Annotated in this window: 13 protein-coding genes; 4 read left to right on the top strand and 9 right to left on the bottom strand. The window is 54.1% G+C overall.

The genetic code is table 11. The annotated features are described in order from the left end of the window. Positions 1-5: 5 nt before the first annotated feature. Both IEW12_RS15570 and IEW12_RS15565 read right to left on the bottom strand, forming a co-directional pair. Positions 6-764 carry an acetoacetate decarboxylase gene (locus IEW12_RS15570; RefSeq protein ID WP_188567016.1) on the bottom strand — a complete coding sequence of 253 codons (759 nt, stop codon included), beginning with the start codon at positions 762-764 and terminating at the stop codon, positions 6-8. A gap of 9 nt (positions 765-773) precedes the next feature. Beyond that, positions 774-1,880: a patatin-like phospholipase family protein gene (locus IEW12_RS15565; RefSeq protein WP_188567015.1), complete on the bottom strand. Its 1,107-nt coding sequence runs from the start codon at positions 1,878-1,880 to the stop codon at positions 774-776. 283 nt (positions 1,881-2,163) lie between these two features. Between IEW12_RS15565 and IEW12_RS15560 the strand changes: the two genes are divergently transcribed. Both IEW12_RS15560 and IEW12_RS15555 read left to right on the top strand, forming a co-directional pair. After that, a complete protein-coding gene (locus tag IEW12_RS15560; RefSeq protein WP_188567014.1) occupies positions 2,164-2,820 on the top strand; it encodes a DUF1345 domain-containing protein in 657 nt (218 codons plus the stop codon). A 102-nt stretch (positions 2,821-2,922) separates the two neighbouring features. Next, a complete protein-coding gene (locus IEW12_RS15555) occupies positions 2,923-5,757 on the top strand; it encodes a tetratricopeptide repeat protein (RefSeq protein ID WP_188567013.1) in 2,835 nt (944 codons plus the stop codon). Between the two features lie 26 nt (positions 5,758-5,783). Here IEW12_RS15555 and IEW12_RS15550 read toward each other — a convergent pair whose 3' ends face one another. Continuing rightward, positions 5,784-6,479, bottom strand: a complete 696-nt coding sequence (locus IEW12_RS15550; RefSeq protein WP_188567012.1) for a DNA-binding protein — start codon at positions 6,477-6,479, stop codon at positions 5,784-5,786. Positions 6,480-6,673: 194 nt separating this feature from the next. Further along, a complete protein-coding gene (locus IEW12_RS15545) occupies positions 6,674-7,576 on the bottom strand; it encodes a polysaccharide deacetylase family protein (RefSeq protein WP_188567011.1) in 903 nt (300 codons plus the stop codon). A 205-nt stretch (positions 7,577-7,781) separates the two neighbouring features. On the opposite strand from IEW12_RS15545, the gene IEW12_RS15540 reads away from it, so the two are divergent. Then, a complete protein-coding gene (locus IEW12_RS15540) occupies positions 7,782-8,498 on the top strand; it encodes a hypothetical protein (RefSeq protein ID WP_188567010.1) in 717 nt (238 codons plus the stop codon). Here IEW12_RS15540 and IEW12_RS15535 read toward each other — a convergent pair whose 3' ends face one another. The 3 genes from IEW12_RS15535 to IEW12_RS15525 form a co-directional block, all read right to left on the bottom strand. Next, positions 8,499-9,305, bottom strand: coding sequence for a tetratricopeptide repeat protein (locus IEW12_RS15535; protein WP_188567009.1), 807 nt, complete (start codon positions 9,303-9,305; stop codon positions 8,499-8,501). It lies immediately after the preceding gene. Positions 9,306-9,407: 102 nt separating this feature from the next. Beyond that, positions 9,408-9,707 (bottom strand): hypothetical protein, encoded by a 300-nt coding sequence (locus IEW12_RS15530; RefSeq protein WP_188567008.1) that lies wholly within the window; start codon positions 9,705-9,707, stop codon positions 9,408-9,410. A gap of 86 nt (positions 9,708-9,793) precedes the next feature. Further along, positions 9,794-11,980: a TonB-dependent receptor plug domain-containing protein gene (locus IEW12_RS15525; RefSeq protein WP_188567007.1), complete on the bottom strand. Its 2,187-nt coding sequence runs from the start codon at positions 11,978-11,980 to the stop codon at positions 9,794-9,796. A gap of 415 nt (positions 11,981-12,395) precedes the next feature. Between IEW12_RS15525 and IEW12_RS15520 the strand changes: the two genes are divergently transcribed. Then, complete coding sequence (locus IEW12_RS15520; protein WP_229751144.1) at positions 12,396-14,015, top strand: hypothetical protein; 1,620 nt, start codon at positions 12,396-12,398, stop codon at positions 14,013-14,015. Between the two features lie 68 nt (positions 14,016-14,083). Here IEW12_RS15520 and IEW12_RS15515 read toward each other — a convergent pair whose 3' ends face one another. Further along, entirely contained in the window at positions 14,084-14,596 is a 513-nt protein-coding gene (locus tag IEW12_RS15515; protein WP_188567006.1) for an ester cyclase, read from the bottom strand. Positions 14,597-14,648: 52 nt separating this feature from the next. After that, positions 14,649-15,419 (bottom strand): SDR family NAD(P)-dependent oxidoreductase, encoded by a 771-nt coding sequence (locus IEW12_RS15510; RefSeq protein ID WP_229751143.1) that lies wholly within the window; start codon positions 15,417-15,419, stop codon positions 14,649-14,651. Positions 15,420-15,445 lie beyond the last annotated feature (26 nt).

Below are 15,445 nucleotides of genomic sequence, written 5' to 3'. Positions count from 1 at the left end.
CAAGCCTATTTCCGCCTGGATCCCGGCGGTGCCAGATAGTCGTAGGCGACGGTGCCGTAAGGCAGGGTCAGGTCCGCCAGGATATGCACGGCGGACAAGACCTCCAGCACCGGCAGTGCCGCCACCGGCGCCAGCGCATGCGGATTCAGTTGCAAGGCACCCGGGCCGCTCCAGGCTCCCTTGATGACGATATCCGTCAGGCTGTATTGCACCAGCTCGCAGATGCGCGGTGTACCGTCCACATGCGGAACCACCTTCAACAGGAAACTGGGCGTGGCCATGCTTTTTTTGACTGCCTCGCCATCCAGTGTCTTGTGCTTGAAACCCATGGTGCCGGTGGATACCCGGAAATCGCTATAGTCCAGCGTTCCTATCAAGGTATCCTTGTGTACGCGAAGTTCCGGGTCGCCCAGCTTCTTGGGGAAACCCCATAATTCGCGGCCGGCAGCAATCGGCGGATGATCGTTCAGATACATGCTGTGCACATAACCGCCCTCCACACCATCCAGGGTCACAGGTATCACCTGGCCCGATTCGCAATAGTGGCCGAAGCCGGTCGAATCCGGCATATTGATGAACTCGTACTTGACGATGGGATCGATCATTTTCAGCGGCGCCGGGATCATTTTCTGCAACAGCTCGGGATCTGTGCGGTAGGTGATGATCAGGTATTCACGGTCAACAAAGCGGTACGGGCCGGGCGGAAAAGCCGGATTATGCAGCGGCATCGCGAACGCATCGCGCAATACTTCTTCTTCAGTCATGGCAGTCCTTTACTCTTGGGGAAGCTCGTGTATCACCAGGCCGGCGTGCGGCGGCAAAGGCTGCAGCCATGTCTTGTGCTTCAAAGCACGCTGGCAATCGTGTATGCCTGCCTGCCAGCGAGCATGGATCGTCGCAGCGCTAAAGTCGATATCCTTGAAATACTGGTCCTGCGGCGCCGCCTTCATGATCAGGTTGACGACATTGACTGTATGGTCGCAGCCCAGTTGCATCAGGGCCTGCACGTCTTTTTTCTTGCGTTCTGCGGCGGGAATTTTCTCAGACAGCACGCGTATCGCTTTCTGCAAATCCCTGACCACCTGATACACTTCCAGCTGCTCTTGCGAGCGGCTCGCGTACTGTATGCTCTTGTAGCGGGCCAGCGCCTCGGCAATGGACTTGGGCCGCGTCTCGCTGGGGTCCCACAGATCCACCATGAAGCACAGCGCATCCCGGTCAACGCCGTCACCCAGGAAGACTGTCAGCGGTGAGTTGGAATAGATGCCGCCGTCCCAGTAGGCCTTGCCCTCAATTTCTATCGGCGGAAAGCCGGGCGGCAGCGCTCCGCTGGCCATGATATGTTCCGGCAGGATCTTGCCGTTTTTGCTGTCGAAGACAACGCTTTGGCCTGTATCGATATCAACGGCGCAAACGCTGATGCGGGTTTTACCGTTATTCAGGTAATCGAAATCAACGTATTTTTCCAGCGTCGTTTTCAACGGCGAGGTATCGTAGAAACCCATCTCTTTCAGCGGTACTTCGGTGTTGATGTCCGAGCTTGCTCCCACACGCGGCTTGAAGAACCCATCCACGCCGTTCATCAGGGTTCCCAGCGTATTCATCGAGTGCGTCAGATTGCTCAGCGGAGAAAAGGCGCCCCACCAATTGCTCATGCTCGGTGCCCAGGGAGCGAGGCTGTCCCAGAATGCCTTGAGCTGGGCCACGCGGAGCTCCGGCGGATTACCCGCAATCAGCGCGGAATTGATCGCACCTATCGACGTTCCTATCACCCAGTCTACGGTGACATCCTTCTCGTGCAGCTGCTGATAGACACCCGCCTGGTAGGCGCCCAATGCACCGCCACCCTGCAATATCAATACCGTATTTTGATTTGCCACGTCTTTCCTTCCAGAATTTGGTTCTCGGGTAAATCATGATCATGAGACGATGCATGAAGTGTGACATAAAGTGCACTCTTGAGAGCAGCCTCTGTGTAACGGCAAGTACCTGATGCGGCCAGTCATGGCTACGCCGCATATGAGATGCGTAACTGGATCATACCTGCATTTTGAATTTCTATTTGTCAGGATTTTGTCAGCATTGCGTCATGCTGCTGACAGCTTGGCGGAGCAATCTGGCTATATCTTCAGTATTCAGTAGTAACATCGGAAAATACCCATTATGTCTACCCTGCACAGAATCATCCGCACTCGTCCACGCCTGATGTCGGCCATCGCCTTCGGCATTGCGGTTACGCTATTGATACCGGCCAGCGTCAATCCCGTCACTCGCGCCCTGCTCGGCTGGAATGCCATTATCTGGCCCTACCTGTGTCTGATAGGCTGGCTGATGGCGCATGCCAGCCACGCCAGGATACGCACCATAGCAGAGAAGGAGCATCGCGGCGCCGCCGCCATCCTGGCCATCATGTCGATCGCCGCCGTCGCCAGCCTGGCGGCCATTGTGCTGGAGCTGTCGGCCATCAAGGACCTGTCCTTCAGTCACAAACTGCTGCATTACGCATTGACGGCATCTACCGTCTTTGGCTCCTGGTGCCTGGTTGCCGTACTATTTACTTTTCACTATGCGCTGATTTTTTATCAATCCAAAAGCCACCAGCACTGCCTGCGTTTTCCTGAGGATGAACAGAATCCGGATTATTGGGATTTCCTGTATTTCTCGTTCACGATCGCAGTCGCCGCCCAGACATCGGATATCACTGTGATGAGCAAGCCTATGCGTAAGACTGTGCTGGCGCAGTCGGTGCTGAGTTTTCTGTTCAATGTCGCTATCCTGGGGCTGACAATCAACATCGCGGCCGGTCTGGTCGCCAGCTAAACCACAGGCGGTGCGCCGTTACCCGGTTCGGCGCAAGCATTTCATCCTGAGCTTGGGGCGGTTCGGCTTGCCTGATACCTGCAGTCGTTTCAAGATATTCAAATGGATTTCATGCAATGGCACAAGCTGCCATTGCATGCTTGCATCCTTAGCAATTCACCAGTCTCACAAAATAACAAACTCCAGCAGGATAAGATTTCCTGGTGGCCGGAAGAATATGTTCAATGCCACTCGCTCACATGTCTGAGATATACTGGATCGCCAGGCTGGTACCGGCTTTCCACGGACGCGCCCTGTCAATCAGGCGCGACATTCTCATCTTTCATGAAAAAACAAACAATGCGCAACTGGATTAAGCAGCTCCTGTCGTCCCCCGCAGTAAAAGCTGATCCAACTCCGTCTAAAGCTCTGCCCGAAGCAAATAATGCTCCCTCTGTGGATCAAAGCATCCACCACAAGACGCAGGGAGATGCTCATCTTGGCGCAGGCAATTTCGCGGCGGCGGCGCAGTGCTATCGGCAGGCGATTGCCATTAATCCCAAATTTGCGAAAGCGTATAGCAATCTCGGTTTTGTACTGAGAGAGCAGCAGCAATACGATGATGCGATGCACTCCCTTACACAAGCGCTATCCATTGATCCGAGCAATGCCGACACGCATTACATGCTGGGAACCATATGCCAACTCAAGGGAAAGGTCGACCAGGCCTGTTCGCATTTCCGTCAGGCGCTGAAGCTCGTACCGGATTTTGAAGCCGCCTGTAGAGATCTTTGCCTGCTGCTTTCTCAATCTGGGCGTATAGACGAAGCAAAACAAGTAGCGACACAGGGACTCACATTTAATCCAAATTTCCTGGAATTGCACTTCTACCTGGGGAACTTGTATTACCAGGAGAATCAGTTTGATTCGGCGCTATCCAGTTTTCAGAGTGCGCTGGCCATTCAGCCGGATCATGCCGAAGTTCTCGCCAATCTGGCTTTGACTCATATCAAGAAAGAAAATTGGCATGAGGCGGTAACCATTTATCAGAAAGCATTGTCGCTTAACCCCAGATCAGACTCTTTGCACTACGACATTGCCTTGGCACTGCTAGCGCTGCAAAAGCCAGATGAGGCAATAGCACATTTCCGTGCGGCCCTCGGGATTAATCCGCAGCATATCAATGCACATATCAATCTGGGAGACGCTCTGCGGGCTCAAAGAAAATGGGATGACGCCATAGCGTGTTACCAAAATGTGCTGGCAATTTCTCCGCAAAATATCAATGCATCTATCAACCTTGCCGGTGTTTTGCGGGATGCAGGCCGGCTAGAGGATGCATCGGACTGCTTTACCAGGATCTTGCGCATAGATCCCTTGTGTGTCGATGCCCTTAACGGCATGGGTACCGTACTACGGGAACTGGGGCATCCGCTAGAGGCAGCGGCAAGCTGCCGCAAAGCGCTGTCAATCAAGCCTGATTACGCGGAAGCACACAATGCTCTCGGCCTGGCCCTGATGGAACTGGGCCAAACGAACGCGGCAGTACAGAGCCTTCGGCAAGCCTTGGCTATTAAACCCGATTTTTTTTCCGGGCATATCAATCTGGGAAAGGCCCTGAGTGAGCTTGATCTGCTGGAAGATGCCGCATCGAGCTATCGGCGTGCATTGGAACTTGAGCCTAATTCTTCTATTGCACATAGCAACCTCGGCAACGTATTGACTGGCCTGAAGCAAGCGGAGCAAGCCGTGCAGAGCTGCCGCCGCGCAATAGAAATCGACCCCAAATTTGCCGTCGCACACAACAACCTGGGCAACGCACTGACAGACCTCGGCCAGTGGGAACTGGCAGTGGCAAGCTTTCGCCGTGCGCTGGAAATCAAACCGGACTATGCCGATGCATACATCTATCTGGCAATGGCACTTAACTATGCCGGACAGTTTGAAGAAGCCTCCTTAAGTTATAAGGAGGCATTGAAGATCGACCCCAATCTCAGCAAGGCCTCGCTGAATCTTGGCATGCTGCTCCTATCACAAGGGAAATACGCCGAGGGCTGGCCTTACTACGAATCTCGTTATGCGCCATCCATCAAAGAATTCCATAGCACAATATCAGCGGTCTCCTCTTCTCCGCAATGGCAAGGAGAAGACCTGGCAGGTAAAGATATCCTGATTTTTGCCGAACAAGGCTTCGGCGACTTTATCCAGTTTATCCGCTACGCGCCCCTGCTCAAAGAACGTGGAGTCTCCAAGCTGAGTTTGTTCTGCACGCCTCCGCTCAAAGCCTTGCTGGAAACCGCAGCAGGCGTCGACACTGTCGTCACGGATATGGCATCTTTGCCTCCCCACCATTACTGGTCTTTCGCCTTGAGCCTGCCGCTGCACTTTGGAACTACGCTGGAGTCGATACCAGCCACCCTTCCTTATTTGCATCCACTGCCCAGCCGTATAGATAAATGGCAAACACGTTTGCCTCTGGCGAAATTTAAAGTAGGCCTGGTCTGGAAAGGTAATGCTGTTCACAAAAACGACGCCAATCGCTCGCTGCCCGGACTTGAGACGCTCGCTCCGCTGTGGAATATTCCCGAAGTCGCCTTCGTCAGCCTGCAAAAGTGGCAGGGAGAAACCGAGGCAGATACGGCAGCTTCCAATCAGGCAATCGTGTCGTTGGGGAAAGACATCGCCGACTTTGCAGACACGGCTGCCATCGTCGCCCAACTCGACCTGGTGATTTGCGTAGATACGGCTATAGCGCATCTCGCTGCGGCGCTAGGCAAGCCATGCTGGGTTTTACTGCCGGCTATAGGCACCGACTGGCGCTGGCACCTGGATAGGCCGGATTCGCCATGGTATCCGCATGTAATGCGCCTGTTTCGTCAGACAGAGCGCGGAGACTGGGCCAGCGTTGTGACAAAAGTCGCCGCTGCCCTGGAAGAAGAAGTGCGCGCAAGAATCTAAGGGCATCGCAAGAGCAAACGCCAGCCCTAGGTTCTCGCGCGCAGTACTTCTATCTCGGCCCGCAACGCGCTGCGTTCGGTATCCGAGGCAGCGAGCTGTGCTCGCAGCTCCCTGATTTCTGCCGCGAAATTGTCGCGCGCCGTGACAGCCCCGATCAGCTCCATCTCAGCCGCAAGACGGGCGTCGGACTCGGCCGCCGACGCGGTCACATTACGTTCGATCTGCAAGCGCAGATCCGTCAACTGACTGTCCTTGCCGTCAATGGCCAACCGGTCTTTTGCCTTGCCGACCAGCGCATCGGCCGCAACCTGGCGCGCATCGTTCAACCCGATTGTCAGACGCTCGACCGCTTCGCCTCGCTCAGCAGCCATAATCAGTGCCTGATCACGCTCGGCTTCCAGTTGCTCGCCCGCCTTCAGCAGTGCTTCCAGGTCGCGTGTAGACTGTACAAGCTCTCCGCGAACGCCGGCGCTGGCCTGTTCCGCAAATTGCTGCACCCAACGCCCCAGGTCGGCGAGGATAGTCTCCGGAATATCCGCCTTAGGCGTTTCGGCCCGCTTGGCGTGATTGTCACGCCATACGCTCAAATGCTTGTGGATGCCAATCGGCGAGCCGGTGCCAAGGAATCCGCGCACCGCATCAATACTTACCGGTTTGCCATCGTTCTGTATGCTGATCGCGGCCGCCGCGACCTCGTCAAATGTAACTGCCTGGTGTGCCATGTTCATCTCAATAGAAATTATGTTGCCGTACGTCAATATAATACATGACGAATTGAGATTGATAAATCTGCAGATAGCCACTGACCTGGCGTAAAGAAGCAAGCATAGCAAAGAGGCATTAGCGCGACCTTCACTAGTAAAAATGCAAATACTCCCCTGGTTAAGCGAAGCAGTCGTTCGGCTACTGACGACGCTCAGCGCAGGTATTTGGCAAACTCGGCGTCATTCAGCTTGCCGAATACATAACCATCCGCCAGCAGCCTTTTGACCAAGGCGTCCAGTTGTTTCAGCGTATTCGGATGAATCTCGTGCATCAGGATGATGCCGCCATTGTGTGCCCGCACCGATGAGATGACGTGCTCAAAGTAGTTGTCCCTGTTCTGCGCCAGCACGCCGCAGCTCAGTGCCTCCTTGGCATCGACCACGCCTTTATGATCAAAGGCCCAGTCGCAGGTATCCACGTGCCAGCCTACGATCTTGTAGCCGTGGGATTTCAATAGCTCGTTGGTTTCGCAAGAAGAATTTCCATAGGGGTAGCGGAAATAGTGCTCCTGCACCGTCTTTACCAGCACAGCAGAAGTCTTGTCCACTTCCGTTGCCTGCTCTGCCGCTGGAATATCGTGGAAGTTCGGATGGCTCCATGAATGGTTACCGATCAGTGCATGGTCCGATGCCTGGACCAGCGCCAGCAACTCGGGATGCGCCTGTACTTTTTCGCCGATCATGAAAAAGGTCGCCGGTACATTATATTTTTTCAATACCGACAGGATGTATTCAGTCTGCTCCGGTTCCGGCCCATCGTCGAAGGTCAGCAAGACCTTCTTTTCCGGCGGCGCTTCGGAAATCTCCGATTCATAGCGGCACTGATGGTGCAAGGTCTCCGTATCGCTGAAAAGCTTCTCCTCCAGCTTCTTCATCCTGTGCTTGCGGGTGACTTGGGACTCTTCGGCGGGAGTGTGTGCATCGGCCTGCGGGCTGGCCGGTACGCTTGCTTGAGTGGCGGCCGGCTGCGCAGTTTCTGCAACGGCGGGAAGCAGGATCGCCAGGGCGGCAAGGGAGATTGCAAAATAACGGATAGGCATTGAAGGCGTGGGCATACGATAGGAAGAAAGAAACGGCAGGCGTCAGGAATGCAGGCAGAATATCTGGATTTTTACAGCCTGTCGAAAATTCTTCCTGACCGATCGGGTTTCATTTCCACTCATGCACATCCCACTTTGTAAATTGTGCGGCCGCTGGCAACAAACGGCAAAAGATTTTCTGATAAGGTATGCATATCGCCCTCCCCTCCATTCAACGCACATGCAAATCATCTTCCGTTGCGACCCTGCACTGATCCCACTGCTGCCGCAACCAATCCCGGCCAAGCAAGCGCTGCCGGACTGGCTGCGGGCCATGCCAGCCAAGGCGTTTTCCGACATGCATGAACGCGAAATCCGCACCGTCAAGCAATGTCCTCCGTTTGTGGATGCCATGTCGCATGGCTTCATGATCCTGCTGCCTTGCGACATCCGGGTAGAGCACGGAACTTTCACATGGGATTGGGACCTGCCTCCTCTCAGCGTAGAAGAACACCCGCGTTCACCACTCAGCTTTCACGCTCCGGCGCAGATCATGGGTGCGCCATTTCACGATGGCCGCTCTTCCGCCATCAAATTCAATAGTTTCTGGACGATAGAGTTGGAGCCAGGCTGGTCGCTGTTCGCAACGCATCCGGTGAACCGCGACGATTTGCCTTTCCGGCTATTGAGCGGTCTGGTGGATTCCGACCGCTTTACCGATGCCGGTATCAATTTTCCCGCCATCTGGACCAAGCCGGATTTCAACGGGATATTACCCAAGGGTACGCCGGTGGCGCAGTGCTTTCCTGTGCCGCGAGCGGCCCAGACCCTGGTTTTTGAAGTGATGTCGCCGGAAAAAAGCAGCCGCTATACCAGCATCGTGTCGGAAGTGCTGACCACGCCCGGCATTTACCGCAAGCGCTTCCGCGCAAAACGCGGCGGCCCGGGTACGCAATAGTCACGCAGCCAATACGGCGCGCAATGCACTCAAGTCCAGCCATTGTTTCCCATGCGGGCTTGCAGCCAGGGCATTGGCGATGCGCGCGAAGCTGGCGGGGCGAAGCTTATAGGCCTTGCTATAGAAAAGCATCGCCTGGTCCCGCTTACCTTGTTCTTGCAAAACGATACCAAGATTTACCGCTGCCTCTGCATAGTCAGGCCTGAGTTCAAATGCCGAAAGAAAGGCGGCAGCAGCGCCTTGCATGTCTTGCATATCCTGCCGGGCCAGGCCGAGATTAAACCACGCTTCGCCCAGGCGGGGCTCCAATGCCAACGCTCTTTCCAAAGCTGTGATAGCCGTTTGCGCCAGGCCGGTTTGCTGAAGCACAGAGCCCAACGCGGCCCACGCAAGCGCGTTGCGCGGATGTAGATCGACCAGGCGCTCGAATAGCCGCTTGGCGACCATCAGATCACCCTGCTCCAGTATCAGCAGCGCACAAAGATAATTGGATTCAAAATCCGCCGGCGACAGCACCACTGCCTGCTGGCAATAGACGATTGCAGTGCCCAGATCGCCTTCGGCGCGTGCCACTTTACCGGCAATGACCAAGGCCGGAACATGATCCGGGCGCTGGCGCAAGCTGCAGCCGATGTGCTCACGCGCAACCGCCAACTGTCCCTGTTCTAGCGCTATCAGCGACAGCAACTGATGCGCCCCCGGGTCTCCGGTTTCTCCCTGCACAATCTGCAGGCAGATGTGCGATGCAAGCTCCATATTGCCTGCATTGAATGCAGCGACGGCGGCAGCGACTGTATCGGCGATCATGGCGTGCAGCTATAGCAGGTGGTAGATCGAAAGGAGTCCAATGCAAGAGATTCCCGAAAGTTGTGCTGCGCTAAAGAAGAGGGACGAAAGAACTTATTATACTTATTCTTTAAAGCTGCACATTTTATCGCACGTTCTCTCCAGTGATTCTTTGAGTCTTTCTATTTCATTTTTTTCAGCTTCTTCCAATTCCTTGATTTTTTCGGGATCAGTTTCTTCCTTTTTCTTTGCTTGAATTTTCACAAGTTTTGCTCTGAACCTATCATTGATAGCCTCAGGATCGTCAAACCGTATTGCAGTGCAGCGCTTGTAACATACCTCAGGTGTGGTTCGAGTTTGTGCGCCGGCATTCAGAGCGAGGAAAATGCTCGCAGCAAGAAAGATTCGCCTATCGAATTTCATGTTCATCCTTTGTTTTCAGTTTTTTCGTTAAAAACGAGCGCTGCTCCCGGACGTTCTGACCTATCCGTTTTTCCTTCTGCCTTCGCTTAGAGTTTCATTTCCAGGCGCATGCCGATGCGTCTATAGTCTGCACTGTGTGTCGTTTGCTGCAATGTTCCGTTAGCAGTCGCATACTCATCAACCCGCTCACGAGTTGACGGCAGTATGTTATTCAGACTCATCACCAAACGAAGATCGGGCTTGATCTGCCAGCTCGCGCTGCTATTTAGCGTGAATAAGCGTGATTGAAAGCTGCGCTGGGTCAGATTATTGCGCACCCAGTCGCCCGGCAGCCAGTTGGCATCGAGGTTCAATTTAAGCGGCCACCCTACCGCTGTATAGGCCAGGTTCAACTTGGCGTTCCACGGCGTCTGGCCGGCCAGCCGGTTGTCCGGGCCGGGAATGTCGCTTAATTCTGAACGAGAAAATCCCAGCTTACCGCTTACATCCAGCTTGGGCGACTCTTTCCAAAAATCGCGGACAGTCACGCGCGCGCTCAAATCGATACCCTCTATCCTGGCCTGCCCCAGATTCGCCGGGCGGAACACATAGCGCGGCACGCTCGCCCAGACGACGTCTTCGAGTATCAATTCGCTGCCGATTTTGCGGTCGATGTCGCGCCGGTAGTACTCCACGGATAATTCACTATTGTCACTTAAACCTTGCGTGTAAGAGAGGTTCAGGCCCAGTGCCCTTTCTGGCTGCAAGTTTGGATTGCCGGCGTTATCGGCAGTGTCGGGACTATTGGCACTGCACAACTGATTGGCATCGCAAGGGGCCAGAGAGTTGACACGCGGATGCAGCACCAACTGGCTGGAGGTAGGCGCCTGGAAGGTTCTAGCCAGGGAAGCGCGAAACTGGCGTTTGGTGTCACCAGCGATTTTTTTGACTACGTGGAAGGACGGCGCCCACATACGGAAATTTGCCTGGCTGCGCGTTACCCCTTCTTCCAGCTGAAAATCCTGCTGCTCTGCCGAAACGCCAAAATTAAACGCCAGGCTCTTATTCACACGCCAGTCATCTTGCGCAAACAGGCGAAGGGCTTTTTTCTCGACCGTACTCAAGGTGCCCAGCATAGTCAGGGTCGTATCCCGGCTACCGTTAATAAAATCTCCGTACGTGGTATCACTAGTGCTGTGGGTGAAGTTACCTCCCGCTTCCAGCTCATGCCCGCCTGAAAATTCGCTCTTGTAGTTCAGAGTAAAAAATTGGTTGTTGCTCTCTACCCTTCTACTTTGCACGCGGAGATCACTCGTTGAGGAAGGCCCGGTTTCCGAGAGTTGTGAACTTGAATTAGATGCAGCGACGTGATTTGCTTTAAGTTGCAATTCTATTCGGCTATCGCTCTCCGTCAGCAAGGTCCACCGCAAAGGAATGGAGTAGCTTGACGAAGTTTCTTTACTATTCTCTTGCGTAGAAAATGTCCTGCCGTCGGTCCACTGGCGTTGTTCATGCCCTTGTTGCGTCACGTTGATCTGGAGGCCCTCGGGAGAAAAAATGATTTTCTGATTAGGATTCAATTTCCAGGAAAATTCTCCCTGCCCCGTCACATATTCGAAAGTTGAAATCGACATTCGATCGCCCTGTAAAACGGGCTGGGAAGGTAATCCAGTTTGAATTAGCGTTTGCTGATAGCTGTCGGAACTCGGTTTAACACTGCGGTTTGCCGACAAGGAGAGATTAAAGCTCAGCGGCGTGTCACCCACTGCCTGATTATTTACCCACGCCAGATTGGCCGCATGGTGCCCAGCGGTTGAAGACCCACCGGCAGTTACTTGCGTATAGCGTGTCGGAGCTACTTTGCGCTGGATGATATTGATGGTGCCCGCAATGCCGAAAGGGCCGGTTGCCGCGGTGGCGGATTTAATGATTTCAATTTTTTCGACGTGCACCAGATCCAGTTCATAAGGATCTTTTCCTGAAGGCGGCATCCCGTCAATAAGGACTTGCGTATAACCCGGCAAGCCCATGAGCCCTAAACGGCCATCCTTGCCTATCGTGATTGCCGGTTCACGGCGCAAAATTTCTCCCACATTTTGCAATCCGCTATCGGCGATGGTTTTTGCACTAATGATGAGTTTGCCCGCAACAAAATCACGGCTCTTTTCAATATCGGTCTGTGCTCCATTGATGAGCACCTGTTGCGCGGACGACGGCTTTTTTTGTGTTTCCTCTGCGTAAGAAAGTGAATTGACCAGTAATAAGAAGCTGAAGCACTTTAAATAATTTTGCATGGATTTACTGTAAAAATCATAGCAAAGGCTGCTACGGTTTTGTTTGTTTTTCTACCGGCACAAACTCAAGAACAAAATCAAGAGAGCACCGCCTTATGAAGATCATGCTACTTACCTATGAATTACCTTACCGAACAGCGGATGCGAAAGAGGCGGCATCACACCTGAATCCCACCTGAAAATATTTAGTGCCAGGATTTTATTGCAAATGAAATAATGACATTTATTGTCAATATTACATTCACCTTGGTTGCTACACAAGCAATATAGATTGCGCTCAATGTCGGGCATCTGCGTGAGCGCACGAGAGAAATGCGTCCATGCGAGCCCCTGAGTAGGGCAAGGCAGTTGCCCTAATTAAAGATTTTTGCTTTGACGCCGAAAATGTATAAATAGACAAAAGCACGCACCGGCCATGACTTCACTTTCCTCGATTAACTCCAGTCCGGCACTCGGTGCACAGCGGCAGGCTATCGCTTCATCTCCTTCCACGGCAAAAAGTACTGCGACAGCCGCTACAGCGCCCGCGTCCATCGTCACGCTCAGCCAGTCGGGAGCGGCAGCTTCCGCACAGGACGGGGCCGGCATGCTGGAGGCCGCCAAGCAATTGGTATGGGAAAGCAAATCCAGTGACGCCCTTAGTTATCTGATGGCGTATAACTATACTTTTCAGCCCTCAGCCGGCCGGTTTGCTGGAATTGGCGCAGCCATGCTGGACCAGTTCAAAAGTGGAGTAACGCAAATATCGCAAACGGTGCAGCAGGGCTCACCCGCAACGCAATTGAATCCGTATGGCGGCGTTGTGCTGGATACCCCTGCGCCACTGCACGGTCTGGGCGACAACCAGATGACACTCAACATCACCACCAAAAGCGGCGTGAAGGTCAGCCTGTCCCTGGATAGCCGGGAAGACGGCATAGCAGTCCAGATGAAGAGCGACGGGGAATTGAGCGACGCGGAACGCGGCGCGCTGGCCAAGCTTGCCCAGGGCTTTCAAGACGCCATTGACGGCATCTCATCCGGCCAGCCGAAAATTGCACTCGACGGCCTCACCCAGTTCGATCCCTCGGTGCTGGCCTCGGTGGATTTCCATGCCAGCATCCAGCAAGGCGCAAACGCAAGCCAGTCACTGGATTTCCACGCGGACGCAGCAAAAAGAACGATGAGTCTGAACGGACCGGCGGGCCAGGCACAGGTCAGCGTGGATTTGAGTAGCCCGCTTGGGCGGGGCAGCCCGGCCCAGCAGAGCAAGGCGATCGCCAACTACCTGAAGCAATTTGACCAGGCCGGCTCTCGCGGCAAGGCCGACGCCTCGCTGATGGCAATGTTTAAAGACGCCTTCACCGAAATGAACAGCAGCTACGGAGCGTCTGCACAAGCACAGGCAGGGGCATTGCCATCCATCTCGCTGGAAGACCAGGATTACTCGATGCTGACCGGGCTGGCTGACTTTAGCGCGTCTGTCACCCAGGCAAAAACTTCGCCGAACCCCATGCGCCCCAGTGAAAAGGACAGTTTCTCGTATCAACTATCCCAGCACACTGAAATAAAAGGCCCCGACCAGGCAGACCGCTCGATTTCGCAAACCCAGCAATCCTCATTGCAGGCCAGCTACCACCAGCCCCCGTCGCCGAATGTACGCCTGGTACTCACCACCGCTGCCGAATCACAGAATTACAGCTATTACACCATCAATGACACGGCAAGCAGCAGCGTGGATATGGCCTATCAAAAGGGCATACTGGTCAAGGCCAATCTGACCCAGTCCGCCAGCCAGTCCACCCGCATCCAGAAATATGTGCATGGCCACCTGACGGATGACACGACCACGCCAAGCCAGACTACGCTCACGCAAGATCTGGTCAAAACGCTGATGCCGGATACCAAGAAAGATGAAACCAGAACGCCTCTGGAACGCTACCAGCGGCAGCAAATGCTGTCAGCAACCAACGACATGATTTTCCTGCAAACGGATCCGGCGCGTTTGCAGGACGAAAAGCAGGACCTGATGAAAACAGTGCTGATCAGAAAATGAAGATCGGGGCTGCGCCCCGACCTCAAGCTCAACAAGGCTAGAATCCCCAAGGATTTTTCTCCCTCCGATCATCCTCCGATTATTTCTTTAATCAGCGAATCTCGCACCAGATCAGCATAGGCTTTCCTGTGACGTCTCGTCGAAATATTTACGGTCAACTGTTTTCCCAAAGAGTGAAGGTTGACCAGCCCCCAATGCTCTTTTATTTTGTGGTCCTGGACTCGTATCACGTCAACGCTGTCAAAACGCAATCTCTTGTCTGTCGCTTCTACTCCAAGGAAAACTCCCAAGTGCGTTCCTTGAAACCTAGAATATGTTGTAACCATGGCCGCGATTTCCAGCTGCCAATGTACTTCTACGCGCAAATCAGGAAAGGCATGGCGCAGGCTTTGGTACCATGCTCGTATTGCTTTCCTATCGCCCGGTTTCTGATCATCCACAAAGTCGCCTTGCGGCGTGTGATCGATAAAGTCCGGCGCAAACAGTTCATTGAAGGAAGCAAATTCCCCCTCATTCAACAACTCGTGAATGCTGCGCCGAACTAGCGCTTTCGCTGTGTCGCCTGAGGGATATTCAAGCATGCTGACTCTCCAGACTTATCGATCGAATTTTCGGCGCAGGTATGTAGAAAATTCATATCACAGACAGCAATCCGCCATCCACCAGCAGCGATATGCCGGTGACATAACTGGACATATCCGAACCTAGCCAGACCACCGCATCTCCGATTTCCGAAGGCTTGCCCAGTCGGCGTAGCGGGGTGCGCTGACGAAATCCTTCCGCCGCCTCCGAAATGCCGGGTGCGGTGCGCAGCAGATGCGTGTCTATCGTACCCGGTGCCACAGAGTTGACCCGGATACCGTCCGGCCCTAGGGCATCGGCAAGCGCCTTGGCCATCAATACGACCCCGCCCTTACTGGTAGAGTAGGCGACTGTCATGCCGGCGCCAACGATGCCACCCATGCTGGCCATCAGAACGATGCTGCCGGACTTGGCGTTCGCCTTCATCTGCCGCGCGGCAGCTTGTGCGCTGAACAGTACGCCGTCCAGATTGACTGCCATCAGCCGGCGGTATTGATCTTCGGCGACATCTGCGCCGTCTTCATGCAAGCTAATTCCTGCATTGGCCACCATCACATCAACACCGCCGAATTCTGCAGCGGTGTCCACCAGGGCATCCACCTCAGCATACTTGCTGACGTCGGTGCGAACGAAGCGGGCCTCCACACCTAGTGCTTCAATTTCCGCCGTCGTCTGAGTGCCGCCTTCACGGGGTAGCTCGGTGACATCGGAAACGAGCACTGCTTTGGCGCCATGACGCGCGGCCTGGATGGCAATAGCACGGCCAATCCCGCTGGCGGCGCCGGTAACAATAACGACTTTTTCTTTTAAAAGATTACTCATTTTGATTTCCTTTTAAATTGTTCATC

Origin of the sequence: Parundibacterium terreum, assembly GCF_014636315.1 — a bacterium.
Taxonomy (GTDB): Bacteria; Pseudomonadota; Gammaproteobacteria; order Burkholderiales; family Burkholderiaceae_D; genus Undibacterium; species Undibacterium terreum.
Note: the sequence above shows the minus strand (reverse complement) of the source record. Positions and strands in the feature narration are given on the sequence as shown.

Excerpts from the sequence above, each read along its gene's own strand:
- IEW12_RS15570 (WP_188567016.1), bottom strand. The coding sequence starts at position 764 with ATGACTGAAGAAGAAGTATTGCGCGATGCGTTCGCGATGCCGCTGCAT.
- IEW12_RS15560 (WP_188567014.1), top strand. The coding sequence starts at position 2,164 with ATGTCTACCCTGCACAGAATCATCCGCACTCGTCCACGCCTGATGTCG.
- IEW12_RS15555 (WP_188567013.1), top strand. The coding sequence starts at position 2,923 with ATGGATTTCATGCAATGGCACAAGCTGCCATTGCATGCTTGCATCCTT.
- IEW12_RS15550 (WP_188567012.1), bottom strand. The coding sequence starts at position 6,479 with ATGGCACACCAGGCAGTTACATTTGACGAGGTCGCGGCGGCCGCGATC.
- IEW12_RS15545 (WP_188567011.1), bottom strand. The coding sequence starts at position 7,576 with ATGCCCACGCCTTCAATGCCTATCCGTTATTTTGCAATCTCCCTTGCC.
- IEW12_RS15540 (WP_188567010.1), top strand. The coding sequence starts at position 7,782 with ATGCAAATCATCTTCCGTTGCGACCCTGCACTGATCCCACTGCTGCCG.
- IEW12_RS15535 (WP_188567009.1), bottom strand. The coding sequence starts at position 9,305 with ATGATCGCCGATACAGTCGCTGCCGCCGTCGCTGCATTCAATGCAGGC.
- IEW12_RS15530 (WP_188567008.1), bottom strand. The coding sequence starts at position 9,707 with ATGAAATTCGATAGGCGAATCTTTCTTGCTGCGAGCATTTTCCTCGCT.
- IEW12_RS15525 (WP_188567007.1), bottom strand. The coding sequence starts at position 11,980 with ATGCAAAATTATTTAAAGTGCTTCAGCTTCTTATTACTGGTCAATTCA.
- IEW12_RS15520 (WP_229751144.1), top strand. The coding sequence starts at position 12,396 with ATGACTTCACTTTCCTCGATTAACTCCAGTCCGGCACTCGGTGCACAG.
- IEW12_RS15515 (WP_188567006.1), bottom strand. The coding sequence starts at position 14,596 with ATGCTTGAATATCCCTCAGGCGACACAGCGAAAGCGCTAGTTCGGCGC.
- IEW12_RS15510 (WP_229751143.1), bottom strand. The coding sequence starts at position 15,419 with ATGAGTAATCTTTTAAAAGAAAAAGTCGTTATTGTTACCGGCGCCGCC.